The 16,186-nt window shown below is 64.4% G+C and carries 15 protein-coding genes; 10 read left to right on the plus strand and 5 right to left on the minus strand.

Going from position 1 to position 16,186, the window contains the following annotated elements; all coding sequences use genetic code 11:
- The first annotated feature begins 23 nt into the window (after positions 1–23).
- Entirely contained in the window at positions 24–1,358 is a 1,335-nt protein-coding gene (locus tag AB688_RS07115) for an MFS transporter (RefSeq protein WP_063543093.1), read from the plus strand.
- Here AB688_RS07115 and AB688_RS07120 read toward each other — a convergent pair.
- Positions 1,347–2,153 (minus strand): SirB1 family protein, encoded by an 807-nt coding sequence (locus tag AB688_RS07120; RefSeq protein WP_063543095.1) that lies wholly within the window; start codon positions 2,151–2,153, stop codon positions 1,347–1,349. The genes AB688_RS07115 and AB688_RS07120 overlap by 12 nt on opposite strands.
- Before the next feature lie 123 nt (positions 2,154–2,276).
- Between AB688_RS07120 and AB688_RS07125 the strand changes: the two genes are divergently transcribed.
- Positions 2,277–3,296, plus strand: a complete 1,020-nt coding sequence (locus AB688_RS07125; protein WP_063543097.1) for a Leu/Phe/Val dehydrogenase — start codon at positions 2,277–2,279, stop codon at positions 3,294–3,296.
- Positions 3,297–3,360: 64 nt separating this feature from the next.
- On the opposite strand, the gene AB688_RS07130 is transcribed toward AB688_RS07125, so the two are convergent.
- Entirely contained in the window at positions 3,361–3,624 is a 264-nt protein-coding gene (locus tag AB688_RS07130) for a YebG family protein (RefSeq protein ID WP_054893506.1), read from the minus strand.
- A 256-nt stretch (positions 3,625–3,880) separates the two neighbouring features.
- Between AB688_RS07130 and AB688_RS07135 the strand changes: the two genes are divergently transcribed.
- The 8 genes from AB688_RS07135 (at position 3,881) to AB688_RS07170 (ending at position 12,592) form a co-directional block, all read left to right on the plus strand.
- On the plus strand, positions 3,881–4,354 hold the full coding sequence (locus AB688_RS07135; RefSeq protein ID WP_054893505.1) for a phosphate-starvation-inducible protein PsiE: 474 nt from the start codon (positions 3,881–3,883) through the stop codon (positions 4,352–4,354).
- Positions 4,355–4,505: 151 nt separating this feature from the next.
- Positions 4,506–5,447 carry a fatty acid desaturase gene (locus AB688_RS07140; RefSeq protein WP_063543099.1) on the plus strand — a complete coding sequence of 314 codons (942 nt, stop codon included), beginning with the start codon at positions 4,506–4,508 and terminating at the stop codon, positions 5,445–5,447.
- 14 nt (positions 5,448–5,461) lie between these two features.
- Positions 5,462–6,253, plus strand: a complete 792-nt coding sequence (locus AB688_RS07145; protein ID WP_063543101.1) for a phosphate/phosphite/phosphonate ABC transporter substrate-binding protein — start codon at positions 5,462–5,464, stop codon at positions 6,251–6,253.
- A 114-nt stretch (positions 6,254–6,367) separates the two neighbouring features.
- Positions 6,368–6,874: a sigma-70 family RNA polymerase sigma factor gene (locus tag AB688_RS07150; protein WP_054893502.1), complete on the plus strand. Its 507-nt coding sequence runs from the start codon at positions 6,368–6,370 to the stop codon at positions 6,872–6,874.
- Between the two features lies 1 nt (position 6,875).
- Positions 6,876–7,826 carry a DUF4880 domain-containing protein gene (locus tag AB688_RS07155; protein WP_063543103.1) on the plus strand — a complete coding sequence of 317 codons (951 nt, stop codon included), beginning with the start codon at positions 6,876–6,878 and terminating at the stop codon, positions 7,824–7,826.
- A gap of 138 nt (positions 7,827–7,964) precedes the next feature.
- Positions 7,965–10,634 (plus strand): TonB-dependent receptor domain-containing protein, encoded by a 2,670-nt coding sequence (locus AB688_RS07160; RefSeq protein ID WP_419555262.1) that lies wholly within the window; start codon positions 7,965–7,967, stop codon positions 10,632–10,634.
- Positions 10,635–10,652: 18 nt separating this feature from the next.
- Positions 10,653–11,669, plus strand: coding sequence for an ABC transporter substrate-binding protein (locus AB688_RS07165; protein ID WP_063543105.1), 1,017 nt, complete (start codon positions 10,653–10,655; stop codon positions 11,667–11,669).
- Complete coding sequence (locus AB688_RS07170; protein ID WP_063543107.1) at positions 11,666–12,592, plus strand: aliphatic sulfonate ABC transporter substrate-binding protein; 927 nt, start codon at positions 11,666–11,668, stop codon at positions 12,590–12,592. The genes AB688_RS07165 and AB688_RS07170 overlap by 4 nt, the downstream gene beginning before the upstream one ends.
- 59 nt (positions 12,593–12,651) lie before the next feature.
- Here the strand turns inward: AB688_RS07170 and AB688_RS07175 are convergent, their stop codons facing one another.
- From AB688_RS07175 to fecA, 3 genes are all read right to left on the minus strand, one after another.
- A complete protein-coding gene (locus AB688_RS07175; RefSeq protein WP_063543109.1) occupies positions 12,652–12,951 on the minus strand; it encodes a DUF3509 domain-containing protein in 300 nt (99 codons plus the stop codon).
- A 158-nt stretch (positions 12,952–13,109) separates the two neighbouring features.
- The gene (locus tag AB688_RS07180) at positions 13,110–13,454 is read right to left on the minus strand and encodes an HPF/RaiA family ribosome-associated protein (RefSeq protein ID WP_054893497.1); all 345 of its coding nucleotides are present in this window, start codon (positions 13,452–13,454) and stop codon (positions 13,110–13,112) included.
- A 368-nt stretch (positions 13,455–13,822) separates the two neighbouring features.
- On the minus strand, positions 13,823–16,138 hold the full coding sequence (fecA, locus tag AB688_RS07185; RefSeq protein ID WP_063543111.1) for a TonB-dependent Fe(3+) dicitrate receptor FecA: 2,316 nt from the start codon (positions 16,136–16,138) through the stop codon (positions 13,823–13,825).
- Positions 16,139–16,186 lie beyond the last annotated feature (48 nt).

Here is a 16,186-nt window from a genome sequence, read left to right on the forward strand (position 1 = left end):
CAAAAACAACCCGGTACCTTGCGATGCACAACCAGATAGCCAGCTTTCGCGCGGCCCTCGATGGGCGTCCTGTGTCTTCCTACCAATGGCGCCTGCTGGCGCTGCTGATCCTGTTGTTGGTGACCGACGGTTATGACGCCCAGGTGCTGGGTTACGTGATTCCGGCCCTGGCCCAGGACTGGGGCCTGGAGAAGGCGGCGTTCGGACCGGTGTTCAGCGCCAACCTGCTGGGGCTGACACTGGGCTCGCTCGCCGTCACCCCACTGGCCGATCGCTTCGGCGTGCGCAGGGTGCTGCTCTGGTGCGTGCTGCTGTACGCGAGCCTGACCCTGCTGATGGTGTTTTCCACCTCGTTGAACAGCCTGATGCTGGCGCGCTTTTTGTGCGGTATCGGCATGGGCGGGGCGATGCCCAGTGCAATGGCGCTGATGGCCGACTATGCGCCGCCGCGCCTGCGCACCTTGATGGTGACCCTCGCGGCCTGCGGTTTCTCCCTCGGCGGCGCGGCGGGTGGCTTCGTCGCGGCAGGCTTCATCGACAGGTTCGGTTGGGAGGCGGTGTTTCTGGCCGGTGGCGTGGCGCCGCTGCTGTTGTTTCCCTTCCTGGTGATGTTCCTGCCCGAGTCCTTGCCCCGGCTGTTGCGTGATGCACCTCCCTACGCCCGTCTGCAACGCCTGGCAGCGCGCGTGCTACCCGGCTGGCAAGTGCCTGCGGCACAGCGTGCAGTGGATGAGCCGGCGGCAGACAAACTGACCGTATTGGGCTTGTTCCGCGATGGCTTCGCCCGGCCGACGCTGCTCATCTGGGGGACCTTCTTCGTCAGCCTGATCCTGCTGTATTTCATGATCAGTTGGCTGCCGTCGCTGTTGCTGGAGAGCGGGCTGGCGCTCAAGCAAGCCAACCTGGTGACTTCGCTGTTCCTGTTTGCCGGGACCTTCGGCGCGATCTGCCTGGCCTGGTGCGCCGATCGCATGGCCAACAAGGCCAGGTTACTGGCGGCGGTCCTGGTGGGCGCTGCGGTCTTCAGCGTGCTGGTCGGGTTGAACCACGCCGATCCGCGCTGGCTGGTGCCGAGCGTGTTCGCTGCAGGTTTCTGCATCATCGGCGGACAACTGACACTCAATGCCTTCGTCAGCAACTTCTACCCGGCTCAGGTTCGTGCGACCGGCGCCGGCTGGGCGCTGGGCGTCGGGCGCTTCGGTTCGATCCTCGGGCCGTTGTTCGGCAGCCTGCTGCTGGCCATGCACATGCCGGTGGAGTGGATTTTCTTCTTCTGTGCGATTCCGGCAGTGATCGCGGCGCTGCTGATCAGCCAGGTGCGTGCGCCGGGCAAGCAGGCCGATGCGCTAGTGGATTGAACGGTTTGTAGAAGGCAGTTGGGCGAGGCGCTCGCCCAGTTTGAGGCGTTGCACCGGATCGTCGCTCAACAGCAGTGCGTGCTCCAGGTCAAAGCGTTCGGCCTGGGGGCAGTCCAGGTGCTGGTAGAGGGTGGCGCGGGCCAAGTAGTCGGAGACCTGCACTGGCCCCAGTTGCATCACCCGTTCTGCATCGATCAGCGCAGCCAGGTCGTTGTCGTTGCTGCTGTGCAGTTGGCGCAGGTTGCGCGACAGGCGCTGCAGCATCTGCATCGGGCTGGCGCTGTGCAGGTGTTCGGCAGTCAGGGTCATGTGCGGGCCGTACTGGCGGTTGAGCAGTTCGCGGCAATCCGCGGGGTACAGGCGTCGACCGCCGCAGGGGTCGAGCAGGTGATCGGCGCCCGGTACGCGCAACAGGAAGTGGCCAGGGAAGTTCACCCCCTCCAGTGGGATCGACAGGCGTTGGGCCATCTCCAGTGCGAGGATCGCCAGCAGCAGCGGCTGGCCTCGACGGCGCTGCAGCACCTTGTCCATCAGCGCCGCTTGCGGACGTAGCGGGTGGTATTCGTCCTGCTGGAAACCCAGGGCGTTGAGTTGACGCAGCAGTGGCTGGGCGAGCTCGCTGACGGGCAGCATTGGCAGGCGCGCGTTGATTTCCCGATGCAGGTCGTGCAATTGCGCAAGACAGGCGGCGGGATCAACCTCGCGATCATGCTCGGCGGCGATCCAGAGGGTGGCTTCCAACAGGGCGACCGGAATGCGGTCGAGGCAGGCCAGGCAGGCTTTACGTGGGTTCATCGGACTTCTCCACACACACTAGATTTTTAGCCCCGGCGCACCGATTCGTCCAGTGGTCCGCCCAGGCCCTGGACAGTCGCCGGCTGCCTATACTGATGTGAGCACCTTGTGGGGAGCCCGTCGATGTTCGCGCTCATGCAAAGCACCCGTACCCAGTCCCTGCACCTGTGGAACGACCCCGCCACTGGCTTGAAAGCCGTGGTGGCGATTCATAGCGAGCAATTGGGGCCAGCCATGGGGGGCTGTCGCTACCTGCCGTACGCCGACGATGAAAGTGCGATGAGCGATGCCATTCATCTGGCCCAAGGCATGAGCTACAAGGCTGCCCTGGCCGGGCTGGCGATGGGCGGTGGCAAGGCGGTGATCGTGCGCAACCCCCATGTGGAAAACCGCGCGGCGCTGTTCGAGGCGTTCGGGCGTTTCGTCGACAGCCTGCAAGGGCGTTTCATCACTGCCGTGGACAGCGGCACCTCGACGCTGGACATGGACTGCATCGCCCAGTCCACCCCTCATGTCATCAGCACCACCGCCTCGGGCGATCCCTCGCCGCACGCGGCCATGGGCGTGTTCGCCGGTATTCGCGCCACCTCGATGGCACGGCTGGGTAGCGACAATCTCGAAGGGTTGCGCGTGGCAGTGCAAGGGCTGGGCAATGTGGGTTATGCACTGGCCGAGCAGTTGCATGCGGCAGGGGCGGAGTTGCTGGTCAGCGACCTCGACCCGGGGCGGGTGAGGCTGGCGGTGGAGCAGTTCGGGGCACATCCGGTGACCAACGATGCGCTGATCAGCACGCCCTGCGATATCTTCGCGCCCTGTGGGGTAGGGCCGGTGCTCAACGGCCAGAGCGTGATGAAGTTGCGTTGCGCGGCGGTGGCCGGCGCCGCCAATCATCAGTTGACCACCTTGCAGGTGGCCGATCAGCTCGAGAGCCGCGGGATTCTGTATGCCCCGGACTACGTGATCAATGCCGGTGGGCTGATCTACGTGGCGTTGACTCACCGAGGCGCTGACCTGAGCACCATCACCGCGCATCTGGCGCGTATCCCTACGCGTCTGACCGAGGTATTCGCCCATGCCCAGGCCGAGAAGCGCTCGCCTGCGCGTGTGGCGCAGATGCTGGCGGAGCGGCTGTTGTACGGTTGAGCGAGCGCTGGCTCCAGCATCCACGCCCCGATGTACAGGAGCCGCAGACGCTGCGGCAGGTGCCTTATTCCGCTGCCTCGCCTTCGAGCAGTTCAGCCAGCGCATCGGGCTGGCTCTTGAATGCCCGGGCGAACACGTCGCGGTTTTTGGCCATGTAGATGCCCGCTTCTTCGACTTGCTGCTCGCTCAGCGACGGCACGGCCTTTTGCAGTACTTCGGCCAGCCGTTCGGCCAGCTCGAGCATCTTGTCGTGACGGTCTGCTTCGGCCTTATCCATGAACAAGCGCTCCGGGTCGCGGCTGCTGCGGTACACCACTTCGACGGCCATTCATCACCTCTGTGCCTTTTGTGTATGTGGGTTGGACGACAACTGTATCTTTATACAGTGTCGAGCATAGCGGATTCTTTGGCAATCGGATAGTGGCGTTCTGATTTGCCCCGATGCTCTCGCCGAAGCCTAGCCCATAGGTGCCTTGCGGCAATCGGTCGCCTTCCAAGTACAGGGCCTGGCCCTTTAACTGCATGTCACAAGCGTCACATCGGTGGCGCATCATCCTTCATGTCGTATCGAGGAATCCTGCATCGTGAAATCCAAATGGCCAGAAAAGCTGCGCAAGGGCCTGCATGCGCCCGCCGACGCATTGGGAAATCTGTTCGTCGAGTCGTTCCATTACCTGGCCCTGTTCGGCATCGGTGCGATCACGGCCTATGCCGCCGTGGCGACCTTCATCGAGATGCTGGAGAAGGGTGGCATCAGCGTCGATGACATCCTGCTGCTGTTCATCTACCTCGAGCTGGGAGCCATGGTGGGGATCTACTTCAAGACCAACCACATGCCGATCCGCTTTCTGCTGTACGTGGCGATCACCGCGCTGACACGCTTGCTGATCGGCGATGTCTCGCACCACAAGGCGCCGGATGTTGGCTTGCTGTACGTGTGTGGCGGCATCCTGCTGCTGGCCTTCGCGATCCTGGTGGTGCGCTTTGCCTCGTACCGCTACCCGTCGACACGGGCGATCGATGCCAACGGCAAGGATATGGACGACGGCAAGGTCTGACCCATCCGGCAGCGACTTGGGCAAGCGGTGGCGGCTTGCCCTGCCTTATGGACAAATATTTAGTTGAAAGGGGTTTTGATAACCAATCGTTCTGCAAGATTTCTCCGCGTCACGCCACAAGCCTATACCGGAGATCACGCAGGACGCCGCAATGCCCCATTACCTCGACGATGCCCAGCGCGAAGACGTGCAGCATCTTCAATGCACTTTCACCGGCCGTACCGAATGGCCGACCTGGCTGTTGCTGGCGATGGTCTATGGCGGCTGGACGGCGCTGCTGCCGCTCAGCCATGCGCTGGGCGTGTGGCCGACCACCCTGTTGCTGATCCCGCTGCTGGTGCTGTGGCTGTCGTTGCAGCACGAGTTGCTGCACGGGCACCCGACCCGTTTTCCCTGGCTGAACAAGTTGCTCGGCTACGCGCCCTTTGCCCTCTGGTATCCCTACACCCTGTATCGCGACAGCCACCTGATTCATCACCGCGATCACGACCTCACCTTGCCAGGCCTGGATCCTGAAAGCCGCTACCTGAGCGACCGGCACTGGCAGCGCAGCACCCGGTGGCACAGAGGGGTGCTGTGGCTGGGCAAGACGGTCCCCGGACGTGTGCTGGTCGGCGCGCCGCTGGGTCTGTTCGGGCTGGCCCGGAAGGAGCTGGCGCGGCTGGGGCGCGGTGATCGCCAGGCCTGGCTGATGTGGTTGACCCACGGCCTGTGCAGCGTATTGCTGATGATGTTGGTTGCGCGGTTCAGCGCACTGTCGGTGCTGCACTACGTGTTCCTGGTCAGCGTGCCGGCCGTTGGCCTGGCGATGCTGCGTTCGTTCTACGAGCATCGGCCGCACCCGCTGCCTGAGCAGCGCACGGTGATCAACGAGGCTGGGCGCCTCTGGTCGCTGCTGTTCCTGAACAACAACCTGCACCTGGTGCACCACGATCTTCCGGGCCTGCCCTGGTACTTCATCCCGCGTGTCTACCAGCGTCACCGCGCGCAATGGCTGCTGCGCAGCGGGCACTTCCTGGTGCCGGGCTATGGGGCGCTGCTGCGTCGCCACGGCCTTGCGCCGATCGACAGCCCACGTCACCCCTTCGCCTGAACAGGAGCCATGCCATGACCCAGGGATTCGTCGACCTGTCGATGTACGTCGCCCCCGAGCGCATCAACCAGGCCAGCGCGGCCTGGCTGCAACGCATTCTGTTGCTGCTCGATGCGCGGGGTGAAGCGGTGGGTACGCAGCCGTTGCTGCAGGTCTGGCGCTCGCCGCAACTGCTGCTCAGCCAGACCTGCGGCTACCCGTTGATGACCGCGCTGCGTGGGCACGTACGAGTGGTCGGGCAGCCACGCTATCGCCTGCCATATGTGCGCGAAGGTCAGCACTGCAGCCTGCTGCTGGTGCGCGAGGATGATCCGCGCCAGGACCTGGCGGCGTTCTTCGACAGCCACGGGCTGGTCAACGGCCCGGACTCCAACTCCGGCATGAATCTGCTGCGCCACGCGCTGGCACCCTTGCAGCGTGAAGGGCGGTTTTTCTCGCAGGTCAGCCATACCGGTGGGCACCGCAACAGCATGCGCGCCCTGCGCGAGGGCCAAGGCGATCTGGCGGCCATCGACAGCGTCACCTACGGCTACCTGGCGCGCGATCACAGTGAGGAGGTCGAGGGCCTGCGCATCCTCGGCCAGACCGCCTGGGGGCCGAGCCTGCCGTACATCACTGCCGGTTGGCGCAGTGCCGAAGAGGCCGAGTGGATTCGCCACGCGATGAACCAGGCCCTGGCCGAGTTGCCGGCGGTGGCCGAGGCCCTGGCCATCGATCGGGTGCTACCGGCCGCGACGAACGATTACCAAGTGCTGCTGGATTACGAGCACGAAGCGAAGCGGCTTGGTTTAGTCACTCTCGAATAATGAAAACGGAATATAAAAATCACTTTTAAGTATTTTTAAAGCATAAGCCGCCAGACTAGGATGCGCTCACCGGACGACCGGACCTCTTTGTATCCACTCCTGGATGGAAGCCTCATGTCCGGTCGCGAAAACCCTCATGGCGAATATGTCGGCAGTCTGTTCCGCAGCCACTACCCCTGGCTGTGCGGACGCCTGCGCCGACACCTGGGTGACGGTGCCGCCGAGGACATCGCCGCCGACACCTTCGTGCAACTGCTCAGTGCGCCGGTCCCGGAGCCGATCCGCCAGCCGCGCGCGCTGCTGACCACCATCGCCCAGCGCCTGATGTACCAGCTGTGGCGCCGCCGCGACCTGGAGCGCGCCTACCTTGATGCCTTGCTCGAGGATGACGACCATCTGGCGCCATCGCCCGAAGCTCATGCGCAGATGATCGAGGCGTTGCAAGCCATCGACACCTTGCTCGACGGCCTGCCGGCCAAGGTCAAGGCGACCTTCCTGCTGTCGCAGCTCAACGGCCTGACCTATCCGCAGATCGCCCTTGAACTGGGGATCTCCCAGCGCTCGGTGAGCGACTACATGGCCAAGGCTTTCAACCGTTGCCTGAAACTTTCCCTGGACTGACATGCGCGACCCCGATGAGCAGCAACACCTGATCGAGCAGGCGACCCAGTGGCTGGTGCTGCTGCGTTCGGGCCAGGCCGAGGCGCGTGATCACCTGGCGTTCCAGGCCTGGCGTCGCGCCGACCCGCGGCATGAGCAACTGTGCCAGCGCCTGGAGAACACTCTCGGGGTGTTCCAGGTGCCGCGTAGCCAGGGCGTCGACGGCCGGGTGGTGCAGCGCGCCCTGGCAGCGCCTTCGGGGCGTCGGCGTTTTCTCCAGCGTGCCTTGCTCGGGGCCGGTGTGGTGGTGGGTGCGGGCTTGATCGGCAACCCGATGTCTGGCCTGCACCTGGGGGCTGATCTGAGCACCAGTACGGGTGAACGTCAGACCTTGAGCCTGCCCGATGGCAGCCAGTTGGTGCTCAACGCCCAGAGCCAGGCCGACGTGCGCTTCGACAGCCAACTGCGTGTGCTCGAATGGCGCGGTGGCGAGGGATTGCTGACCGTGGTCGATGAGTCGCGGCCGTTTCTGGTGCGTATCGAGGGCAGTACGGTCAGTGCGCGATCGGCGCGCTTGCTGGTGGCAGAGCGTGCCGGGCAGTGCCGGGTCTGCGCACTGGCCGGGGTGCTGGAGATCAGCAGCCAGGGTGGTGATCGGGTGCAGTTGCGCAAGGGGCATGCGGTGAATTTCGACCGGGTGAGCATTGCCTCGGTTGAGCTGTTGCGGCCAGGCGAAGGGGCGTGGGTCGATGGTCTGCTGGAAGTGCGCGACAGCCCGTTGAGCGAGGTGGTCGATGCGTTGCGGCCCTATCGACGCGGCGTGCTGCGCCTGGATCCTGCGGTGGCCGGATTGCGCGTGAGCGGGCTGTTTCGGCTCGACCAGAGTGAGCTGGTGTTCGAGGCGCTGGCGCGGACCTTGCCGATCCGCGTGAGCCGGCATGGGGAGTATTGGCTGAGTATCGGGGCGGTGTGAACCAGGATCGCGGGCGGCCTTTTCCAGGTTCTAACGACATAACCAATCGATCTGCAAGATTCTGCGCGCCCGCGCCACACCACTGCTGTAAACGCTGCCGAGGGGGGCAGCGTCATGGATTCCTTGGGGGGAATCGTTGTGCGCCGTATCCAGAAGAAGACCACTGCTACTCACTCGCGCTTCAAGCGCAATGCCCTGGCCCTCGGCCCGTTGCTCGGCCTGCTGATCAGCACCGCCCAGGCCGCCGAGCCGGTACAGGCCTACCACATCAAGTCCGGCCCGCTCGACCAGGTGCTGCTCGACATCAGCCGTCAGAGCGGCCAGGTGATCTCCTTCACCCCGGAGGTCGAGCGCTTCTCGTCCTCGGCGGTGGAGGGCGACCTGACCACCCAGCAAGCCATCGACGCCGCGCTGCGCGGTACCGGCTTGCAGCTTCAGGTCAGCCCGGGCGGCGCCTTCATCATCAAGGACGAGACCGCCGCCGCCAGCGCCCGGCGCGCGCCCAGCGGACCGGTCGGGCAAGCCAGCGCTGCTGCGGCACCCACCCTTGACCGCGTGATTGCCCTTGGCACCCGGCGCAGCGACGCCACCGCGCTGACCAGCGCCGCGCCGGTCGATGTGATCGACAGCCAGGAGCTGGTCAAGACTGGCGCCACCACCTTGAACCAGGCGCTGTTCCAGTTGCTGCCCTCGTTCAACTTCCCGCAGAACCAGAGCGCCACCCGTGGCCAGAACCCCAAGGGCGCCTCGCTGCGCGGCCTGTCGCCGGACCAGACCCTGGTGCTGGTCAATGGCAAGCGCCGGCATGCCTCGGCGGTGGTGAACATCTCCGGTGGCGTGCCGTTCATTGGTGCCCAGCCGGTCGACCTGGACATGATCCCGATCAGCGCCATCGACCATGTCGAGGTGCTGCGCGATGGCGCTTCGGCGCAGTACGGCTCGGACGCAGTGGCCGGGGTGATCAACATCGTGCTCAAGGAGCGCGACAGCGGCGGGCAGATCAACACGCAACTGGGCAAGTACGGGCAGGGCGACGGCTTTCGCAAGAACGTCGATGGCTGGTATGGCCTGGGTCTGCCGGGCGACGGCTTCCTGACCCTGAGCTTCAATGGCGTCAACGCCAAGCCCACCGACATCGGCGACAAGTACGTCGCCGACGGCCAGTTGCAGGAGCACCGTTGGGGCGGAGCCAGCCGCGACAAGTTCAACCTGGCAGCCAACGCCGAGGTCGGCCTGAACGACCAGTGGCGGCTGTACAGCTTCGCCACCTATGGCCAGGACAAGTCGATCAACAACACCCCGCCGCTGTTGCGCGACAACCCCAACAACGTGCAGGCGCTGTACCCCGAGGGCACCATCCCCAAGTACCGCTTCCGCTACGAGGACGCCTCGGTCACCGTCGGCTCGCGCTTCGAGGACGAGGCCATCGGACGCCTGGACATCAGCGCCACCTATGGCCGCGACAAGCATGACGAAGTGGCGTTCGACACGCTCAACCCCAGCTATGGCGTGAATAGCCCGACCAAGTTCGACATTGCCACGCTGATCAACAGCCAGACCAACCTGGCCGTCGACTACGCCCGTGACGTGGGCGTGGCCTGGTCGACCCATCCGCTGACCGTGTCGGCGGGCGTGGCCTACCGTCGCGAGCAGTACGAACTGCAACCGGGCGATTTCAGCTCCTACTCGTTCGGCGGCATCGACGGGGTGCAGGTGGGTGGGGTGCAGGCTTCGGGCCTGACGCCGGACGATGCCGGCACCTACAAACGTGAGGTGGGCGGGGTGTATTTCGGCTTGGAAAACCAGGTCACCGACAAATTCCAGGTAGGCCTGGCCGGGCGCAGCGAGCATTACTCAGACTTCGGTTCGGCTACCACCGGCAAGCTTTCGGCGCGTTACGAGTTCACTCCGCAGGTCGGCCTGCGCGGCACCCTCAACAGCGCCTACCGTGCGCCGACCCTGGGCCAGATCGGCACCTCATGGACCACCACCACCAACGTCGACGTCAATGGCAATCCGGTGCTGACCCGCATCCTGCCGGTCGACCATCCGGCGGCCCAGGCCCTGGGCGCGCAGTCGCTCAAGCCGGAAAAATCCACCAACTACTCGCTGGGCCTGGTGCTGCGCCCGACCGAGCAGGCGTCGCTGACCATCGATGCCTACCAGATCGATATCCGCGACCGCCTGCTCTACAGCGGCGGCATTTCCGGCCCGGACGCCGAACGCATCCTCACCGCTGCAGGCTTCGGCCAGTACAGCTGGGCGCAGTTCATGACCAACGCCGCCAACACCCGTACCCGTGGCGTGGACATCGTCGGCAAGTACAACCTGAACCTGGATCGCTATGGCGACCTGGCGCTGACCGCTGGCTACACCAAGGCGCGCACCACCATCGAGAAGATCCATGGCAACCCCTTCGGTTTCGACGTGCTGACCCGCGAGGCCCAGGGCTTCCTCGAACATGGCTATCCCGAGGACAAGCTGATCCTTGGCGCCACGCACACCTACGGCCCATGGACCGTCAGCCTGACCCAGACCCGCTACGGCGAGTACCGCAAGTACGCAGCCTCCGCGACCAACGCACAGTATGACCAGACCTTCTCGGCCCAGTGGATCACCGACCTGGACGTCAACTATGCGTTCACCAAGCAACTGCGCGTTTCGGTAGGCGCCAACAACCTGTTCGACAGCAAGCCGGATGACTTCAACACCCGCCTGCGCCAGACCCCGGGCCAGCAGTACAGCTACCTGGCGCCGTCGGCACCGGAAGGGGCGTTCTACTACACCCGGCTCAGCTACGACTTCTGATCGACAACGAGACTGCGCATGACTGCGATGAAGAAACTCCTGGGCGGCGCGCTGCTCGCCCTGGGCCTGGCCAGCCAGCCGTTGCTGGCGGCCAGCCCACCAGCCCCGATCCATTTCGGCGCGCTCACCTGGGAAAGCGGCAACCTGATCACCGAGATCCTGCGTACGCTGGTCGAGAAGGGCTACGGTTATCCGACCGACACCCTGCCGGGCAGCACGGTCAGCCTGGAGGCGGCCCTGGCCAAGGATGACATCCAGGTGATCGGCGAAGAGTGGGCCGGGCGCAGTCCGCTGTGGATCAAGTCCGAAGCCGAAGGCAAGGTGATCGCCCTCGGCGACACGGTCAAGGGCGCCAGCGAAGGTTGGTGGGTGCCGGAATACGTGATCAAGGGCGATCCTGAGCGCGGTATCGAGGCCGTGGCGCCGGGGCTGAAGTCGGTGACCGACCTTGTTCGCTACAAGGATGTGTTCCGTGACCCCGAGTCGCCGCAACAGGGGCGCTTCCTGAACAGCCCGACCGGCTGGACCTCGGAGATCGTCAACAGCCAGAAGCTCAAGGCCTATGGCCTGGCCGACAGTTTCGTCAACTTCCGCTCCGGCTCCAGTGCTGCACTGGATGCCGAGGTGTCCGCACAGATCCGTCGCGGCAAGCCGGTGCTGTTCTACTACTGGTCGCCGACTCCGCTGCTGGGCCGCTACAAACTGGTCCAACTGGAAGAGCCGGCCTTCGATGCCGAGGCCTGGAAGACCCTGTCCAACCCGAACGAGGCGCACCCCAGAGGTACGCGCTCGCTGCCGGCGCGCCTGTCGATCGGCGTCTCGGCGCCGTTCCATGCGCGTTACCCGGAGCTGGTGCAGTTCTTCGACAAGGTCGATCTGCCACCGGCGTTGCTCAACCAGACCCTCGCCCACATGGCCGAGAAGCGCCTGGATCCGCGTGTGGTCGCCGAAGCGGTCCTGCGTGAACAGCCCCAGGTGTGGAGCGCCTGGTTACCGGCCGATGTGGCCGCCAAGGTCAAGGAGAACCTGAAATGATCGTGCGTATGCTTGTCACCCTGTTGCTGGCGCTGGGCACCACCCTGGCCCTCGCGGCGGATCCGCAGGTGCTGCGTATCGGCTACCAGAAGAGTTCGGTGAACATGGTCCTGGCCCGCGAGCATCGCCTGCTCGAACAGGCGTTGCCTGGCACCCAGGTGCAGTGGATCGAGTTCCCAGGGGGGCCGCAACTGATCGAGGCGCTCAACGGTGGCAGCCTGGACGTGGGCAACATTGGTGACATTCCGCCGATTTTCGCCCAGGCGGCGGGTATTCCGTTGCGCTACATCGGTATCGAGCCCAGCGACGGTCGCAGCGAGGCGATCATCGTGCCGAGCAGCAGCCCGGCCAAGACACTGGCTGATCTCAAGGGCAAGCGTATCGCTTTGCAGAAAGGCTCCAGTGCCCACAGTCTGCTGCTCAAGAGCCTGATCAAGGCGGGCTTGCAGCTGAGCGATGTCGAGCTGGTCTACCTGCCGGCCGCCGATGCCCGCCCGGCCTTCGAGCAGGGCAAGCTGGATGCCTGGGTGATCTGGGATCCTTACTACGCAGCCGCCTTGCTCGATGGTAGCGCCCGCACCCTGAGCACCGGTGAGGACGTGCACCCCAGCGGCACCTACTACATTGCCAGTCGGCCGTTCACCGAGCAGTACGGTGCGACCATCGACAAGGTGCTGGAGGTGTTGCGCCAGGCGCAGAAGATTTCGGTCGAGCAGCGTGAGCAAAGCATCGACGGCATGACCAAGGTGCTAGGGCTCAAGCGTGAAGTGGTGGAGCTGTATTTCGAGCATCGCTACAACGCGCCGATCCGCCCGCTAGATGCCGCGGCGATCGAAACCCAGCAGCGGATTGCCGATCTGTTCTTTGCAAACCGCTTGATCCCGCGTGCGGTGCAGGTGCGGGAGATTGTCTATCCGCAGTGATGAGGCGTGTGTTGATCTCTTCGCTCATTTCTTGTGGGAGCGAAGAGATCGACACTGGCCTATCGAGCGATCCCGGCCCCCCGCCAGACCCGATCGCGTCCGGCGCTGTCGGTCATCGCCGCCAGCACCTGCAGGGCATCTTCCCCTTGTTCGATGGCCAGCCCCAGGCGAATGCTGTCCACTACTCGGCGCAGGCGTACAGGGTCGTTGCGTTGGGCGGCGCTGATCAGTCGCTTGGCGACCACGCCGGTATCGTTGGAGAGGGTCAGCATGATGCTGCCATCGAGCCGCTCGATGCTCAGGTTGACCCGGTAGTACGGGGCGAAGGCGTCGCTGATGAGGTCGAAGGGATTGGTCATGGGCTGGCATCTGCAAAGAATGTTCACCGATTGACCGGGAGACAGTGAGGATGGTTCAGCGACGTTGATCAAATGATGAATTGTGTGGCCTGTCCGGGCCCGAAACCCTGGAAACGAAAACGCCCGGTGCCAGGCACCGGGCGTCTGTGTGTCACCGATCACTCTTCTTCAGTGTGCTGCACCACGCTGCGCTTGCTGCGCAGCTTGCCGTAGAAATGTTCCAGCGCGTTGTTCAGCTTGCTGGCCGCACCGTCGATCGCGTGGTCCAGCGAGGTGGCGGTATGGCTGACGGAAATCGGTTGATGACCTTTGGGGCGAGCCTCCATTTGGCAGCGTTTGTCATGCGGGCCGGGCTTGTCGCCGTTCTCGTCACGCAAGTGGACCTCGATGCGGGTGAGGTCGTCCTCGTAGCGCTGCAGCGTGCTTTCCAGCGTACTGCGGACCCATTCGTTCAGACGGCTGCTGCTGTCGATATGGTTGCTGCTGTTGACCTGGATTTGCATGATTCAATCCTTATTCAGCTTGCTCGCGTGGAGGCGTGCCTAGGCCCTTGAGGCCCTTGGGGAAAGCTTCGCCTCTTGACTCTAAGGTCAGGGATTGGCGCGCCGAATTCAAGCCCCTTTCTCGATAAATTTTTTGTAGCAATTCGCAGGGTTGAAGCTGTTGCTGCAAGAGCGACTGTCTTGTTCAAAATCTACAGACCAGCCCAATCCCCCTGTGGGAGCGGGCTTGTCCCGCGAATACGGGCGCAGCCCGTGCCAGACAGCGCGGTGTCTTTTTCGCGGGCAAGCCCGCTCCTACAGGTACCGTACCGATGCCGAGGACCGTGCACGGGCTGGTAGCGCACAAGGCCGCTCCCAAGTGTCCATCCTCAGAACGCGACCGAAGTCTGCACATACAGCGTGCGCGGCTCGCCCACGTACTTGCCCTTGTTGTTGTCGTCGAACGAACGGGTGTAGTACTCGCGGTTGAACAGGTTCTTCACCCCCACCGCCACCTTCAGGTTCGACAGCTGCGGCCCGAAGTCATACCCGGCGCGGGTGCTGACCAGCATGTAGCCCGGAATCCGTCCGGTGCTGCCATCGGCGCTTTCGCTCGCGGTGTTGGCGTTGTCGGCGTACTGGCTGCTCTGGAAGCTGCCATCCAGGTTCAACTGCCATGGTCCTTCGGTGTAACCAAGCCCCAGCGTGCCCTTGTGGCGAGAGGAGAACGGCACCTGGTTGCCCTTGTTCGGGCCGTCTTCGCGGATGGTGGCGTCGACGAAGGCGTAGCTGGCGTGCACATCGAAACCGGCCAGCGTCGGGCTCAGGCCGTCGAGGGCGTAGCGCACGCTGGTCTCGATACCCTGGTGGCGGGTTTCGCCGCGGGCGATCACCGAGTCGTTGGTCTGGTTGCTTTCGTACTGGTTGTCGAAGTTGATCAGGAAGGCGCCGATCTCTGCCTGCAGGTCGCCGCTGTCGTAGCGGGTACCGACTTCCCAGGTGCGCGCCTTTTCCGGCTTCACTTCGCCGCTGCTGACGCGGTTGGGCATCTGGCTGTACTGCACGCTGCCGAACGAGCCCTCGGTGTTGGCGTAGAGGTTCCAGGTGTCGGTCAGGTGGTACATGACATTCAGTGCCGGCAATGCGGTGTTGTAGCTGCCCTGGTAACGCTGGTTGCTGAGCTTGTTGCTTTGCTCGGAGTCGATCATCTCGTAGCGGATGCCGGGGGTGATGGTCCAGCGGCCGATGTCGATGCGGTCGTCCAGGTAGATCGCGTGGGCTTCGGTGGCGCCACGGGTGTCGCGGTCGTTGCGGCTGGCGGTGGTCGGCAGGTTGCCGGTCACCGGTTCGCGGAAGCGCAGTTCGTGGCCGGCCTCGTTGATGTAGCGGTAGCCCACGCCCAGTTCGTGCCAGCTGTCGCCCAGTGCCACACCTTGCGAGAAGCGGGTCTCGATGCCACGTACCCAGTATTCGCGTGGCGACAGCGAGACGAAGCTGCCCTGGTCGAGGTAGCCGCTGCGCAGGGTCTTGGTGAAGAAGCTGTTGACGCTGAACTGGCGATCGTCCTGCTTGTAGTCGTAGCCGACGTTGACCAGGGTGCGACGGCCCCAGAACTTGTCCTTCAGGCGGGTCGACTGGTACGGGTCTTCATCGAACGCCGCCTTGCTCAGGCCGCCGGGCATGTCGGCCTCGCCCTCGTAGTACTGGGCCATGGCGTGCAGGCTGTTGGCCTCGTCCAGTTGCAGCTTGCCCTTGAGGATCAGGTCGTCGATCTGCGTGTCGCTGTGTTCGCGCCAGTCGCCGCCGCGGGTGCCGGAGTAGAGCAGGGCGCCGCCCAGGCCGTTGTCGTTGGTGCCGCCGACCAGCAGGTTGGCGCTGTTCTTGAAACCGTCGTGGCTGGACGAGGGGCTGATCTGGTTCTGCATGGCGGCCTTGAAGGTCGCCTCCTCCGGGATGGCGCGGGTGACGAAGTTGACGATGCCGCCGACGTTCTGCGGGCCGTAGCGCACTGCGCCGCCGCCGCGTACCACATCCACCGCATCCATGTTGCCCAGGCTCAGCGGGGCCAGTGACAGCTGTGGCTGGCCATAGGGGGCGAAGGGCACCGGGATGCCGTCCATCAGCACCGTTGAGCGCGAGGCCAGGCGAGGGTTGAGGCCGCGAATGCCGAAGTTCAGTGCCAGGTCGTGGCTGCCGGTGCCGTTGTTTTCCGGGGCATTGACGCCGGGGATGCGGTTGAGCACCTCACGGGCGCTGTTGGCACCGCTGCGCTCGAACTCCTCGCGGCGGATCACGTCACGTGCGCCGGGATGCTCGAAGACGTTGTCCTGGCGCGCCTCGGCCAGCCAGTCGCCAACCACGGTAGAGGCACCCAGCTCGATCGCCGCATCGCTGCTGGAGGCGGCAAGCGGTTGCAGGCTGTAGGCGTTGTCGGCCTCCTGGCGTGCCTGCAGGCCGCTGCCACGCAGCAATGCCTGCAGCCCTTGCTGTACGTCGTACTGGCCTTCCAGCCCGGGGCTGCGCAAGCCTTGGGTGACGCTGGAACCGAACGAAATCAGCGCCCCGCTGTCACGGCCAAATTGGTTGAGAGCGTCTTCCAGGGTGCCGGGGGCGATGTGGTAGGCGCGCGGTTCGCTAGCCTGGGCGAAGTTCAGGCTGGTGGCGAACAGCAGGGCGATGGCGAGCGGCGTGGGGCGCAGGGGCATGGGGTCGGGTCCTGTAAGAAGGGTTCTGCCTGCTCTGTCACGCGAGGG

The organism is Pseudomonas putida (assembly GCF_001636055.1).
GTDB lineage: Bacteria > Pseudomonadota > Gammaproteobacteria > Pseudomonadales > Pseudomonadaceae > Aquipseudomonas > Aquipseudomonas machongensis.

Coding starts and splice junctions, on each gene's coding strand:
- AB688_RS07115 (WP_063543093.1), top strand. CDS start 24: ATGCACAACCAGATAGCCAGCTTTCGCGCGGCCCTCGATGGGCGTCCT.
- AB688_RS07120 (WP_063543095.1), bottom strand. CDS start 2,153: ATGAACCCACGTAAAGCCTGCCTGGCCTGCCTCGACCGCATTCCGGTC.
- AB688_RS07125 (WP_063543097.1), top strand. CDS start 2,277: ATGTTCGCGCTCATGCAAAGCACCCGTACCCAGTCCCTGCACCTGTGG.
- AB688_RS07130 (WP_054893506.1), bottom strand. CDS start 3,624: ATGGCCGTCGAAGTGGTGTACCGCAGCAGCCGCGACCCGGAGCGCTTG.
- AB688_RS07140 (WP_063543099.1), top strand. CDS start 4,506: ATGCCCCATTACCTCGACGATGCCCAGCGCGAAGACGTGCAGCATCTT.
- AB688_RS07145 (WP_063543101.1), top strand. CDS start 5,462: ATGACCCAGGGATTCGTCGACCTGTCGATGTACGTCGCCCCCGAGCGC.
- AB688_RS07150 (WP_054893502.1), top strand. CDS start 6,368: ATGTCCGGTCGCGAAAACCCTCATGGCGAATATGTCGGCAGTCTGTTC.
- AB688_RS07155 (WP_063543103.1), top strand. CDS start 6,876: ATGCGCGACCCCGATGAGCAGCAACACCTGATCGAGCAGGCGACCCAG.
- AB688_RS07165 (WP_063543105.1), top strand. CDS start 10,653: ATGACTGCGATGAAGAAACTCCTGGGCGGCGCGCTGCTCGCCCTGGGC.
- AB688_RS07170 (WP_063543107.1), top strand. CDS start 11,666: ATGATCGTGCGTATGCTTGTCACCCTGTTGCTGGCGCTGGGCACCACC.
- AB688_RS07175 (WP_063543109.1), bottom strand. CDS start 12,951: ATGACCAATCCCTTCGACCTCATCAGCGACGCCTTCGCCCCGTACTAC.
- AB688_RS07180 (WP_054893497.1), bottom strand. CDS start 13,454: ATGCAAATCCAGGTCAACAGCAGCAACCATATCGACAGCAGCAGCCGT.
- fecA (WP_063543111.1), bottom strand. CDS start 16,138: ATGCCCCTGCGCCCCACGCCGCTCGCCATCGCCCTGCTGTTCGCCACC.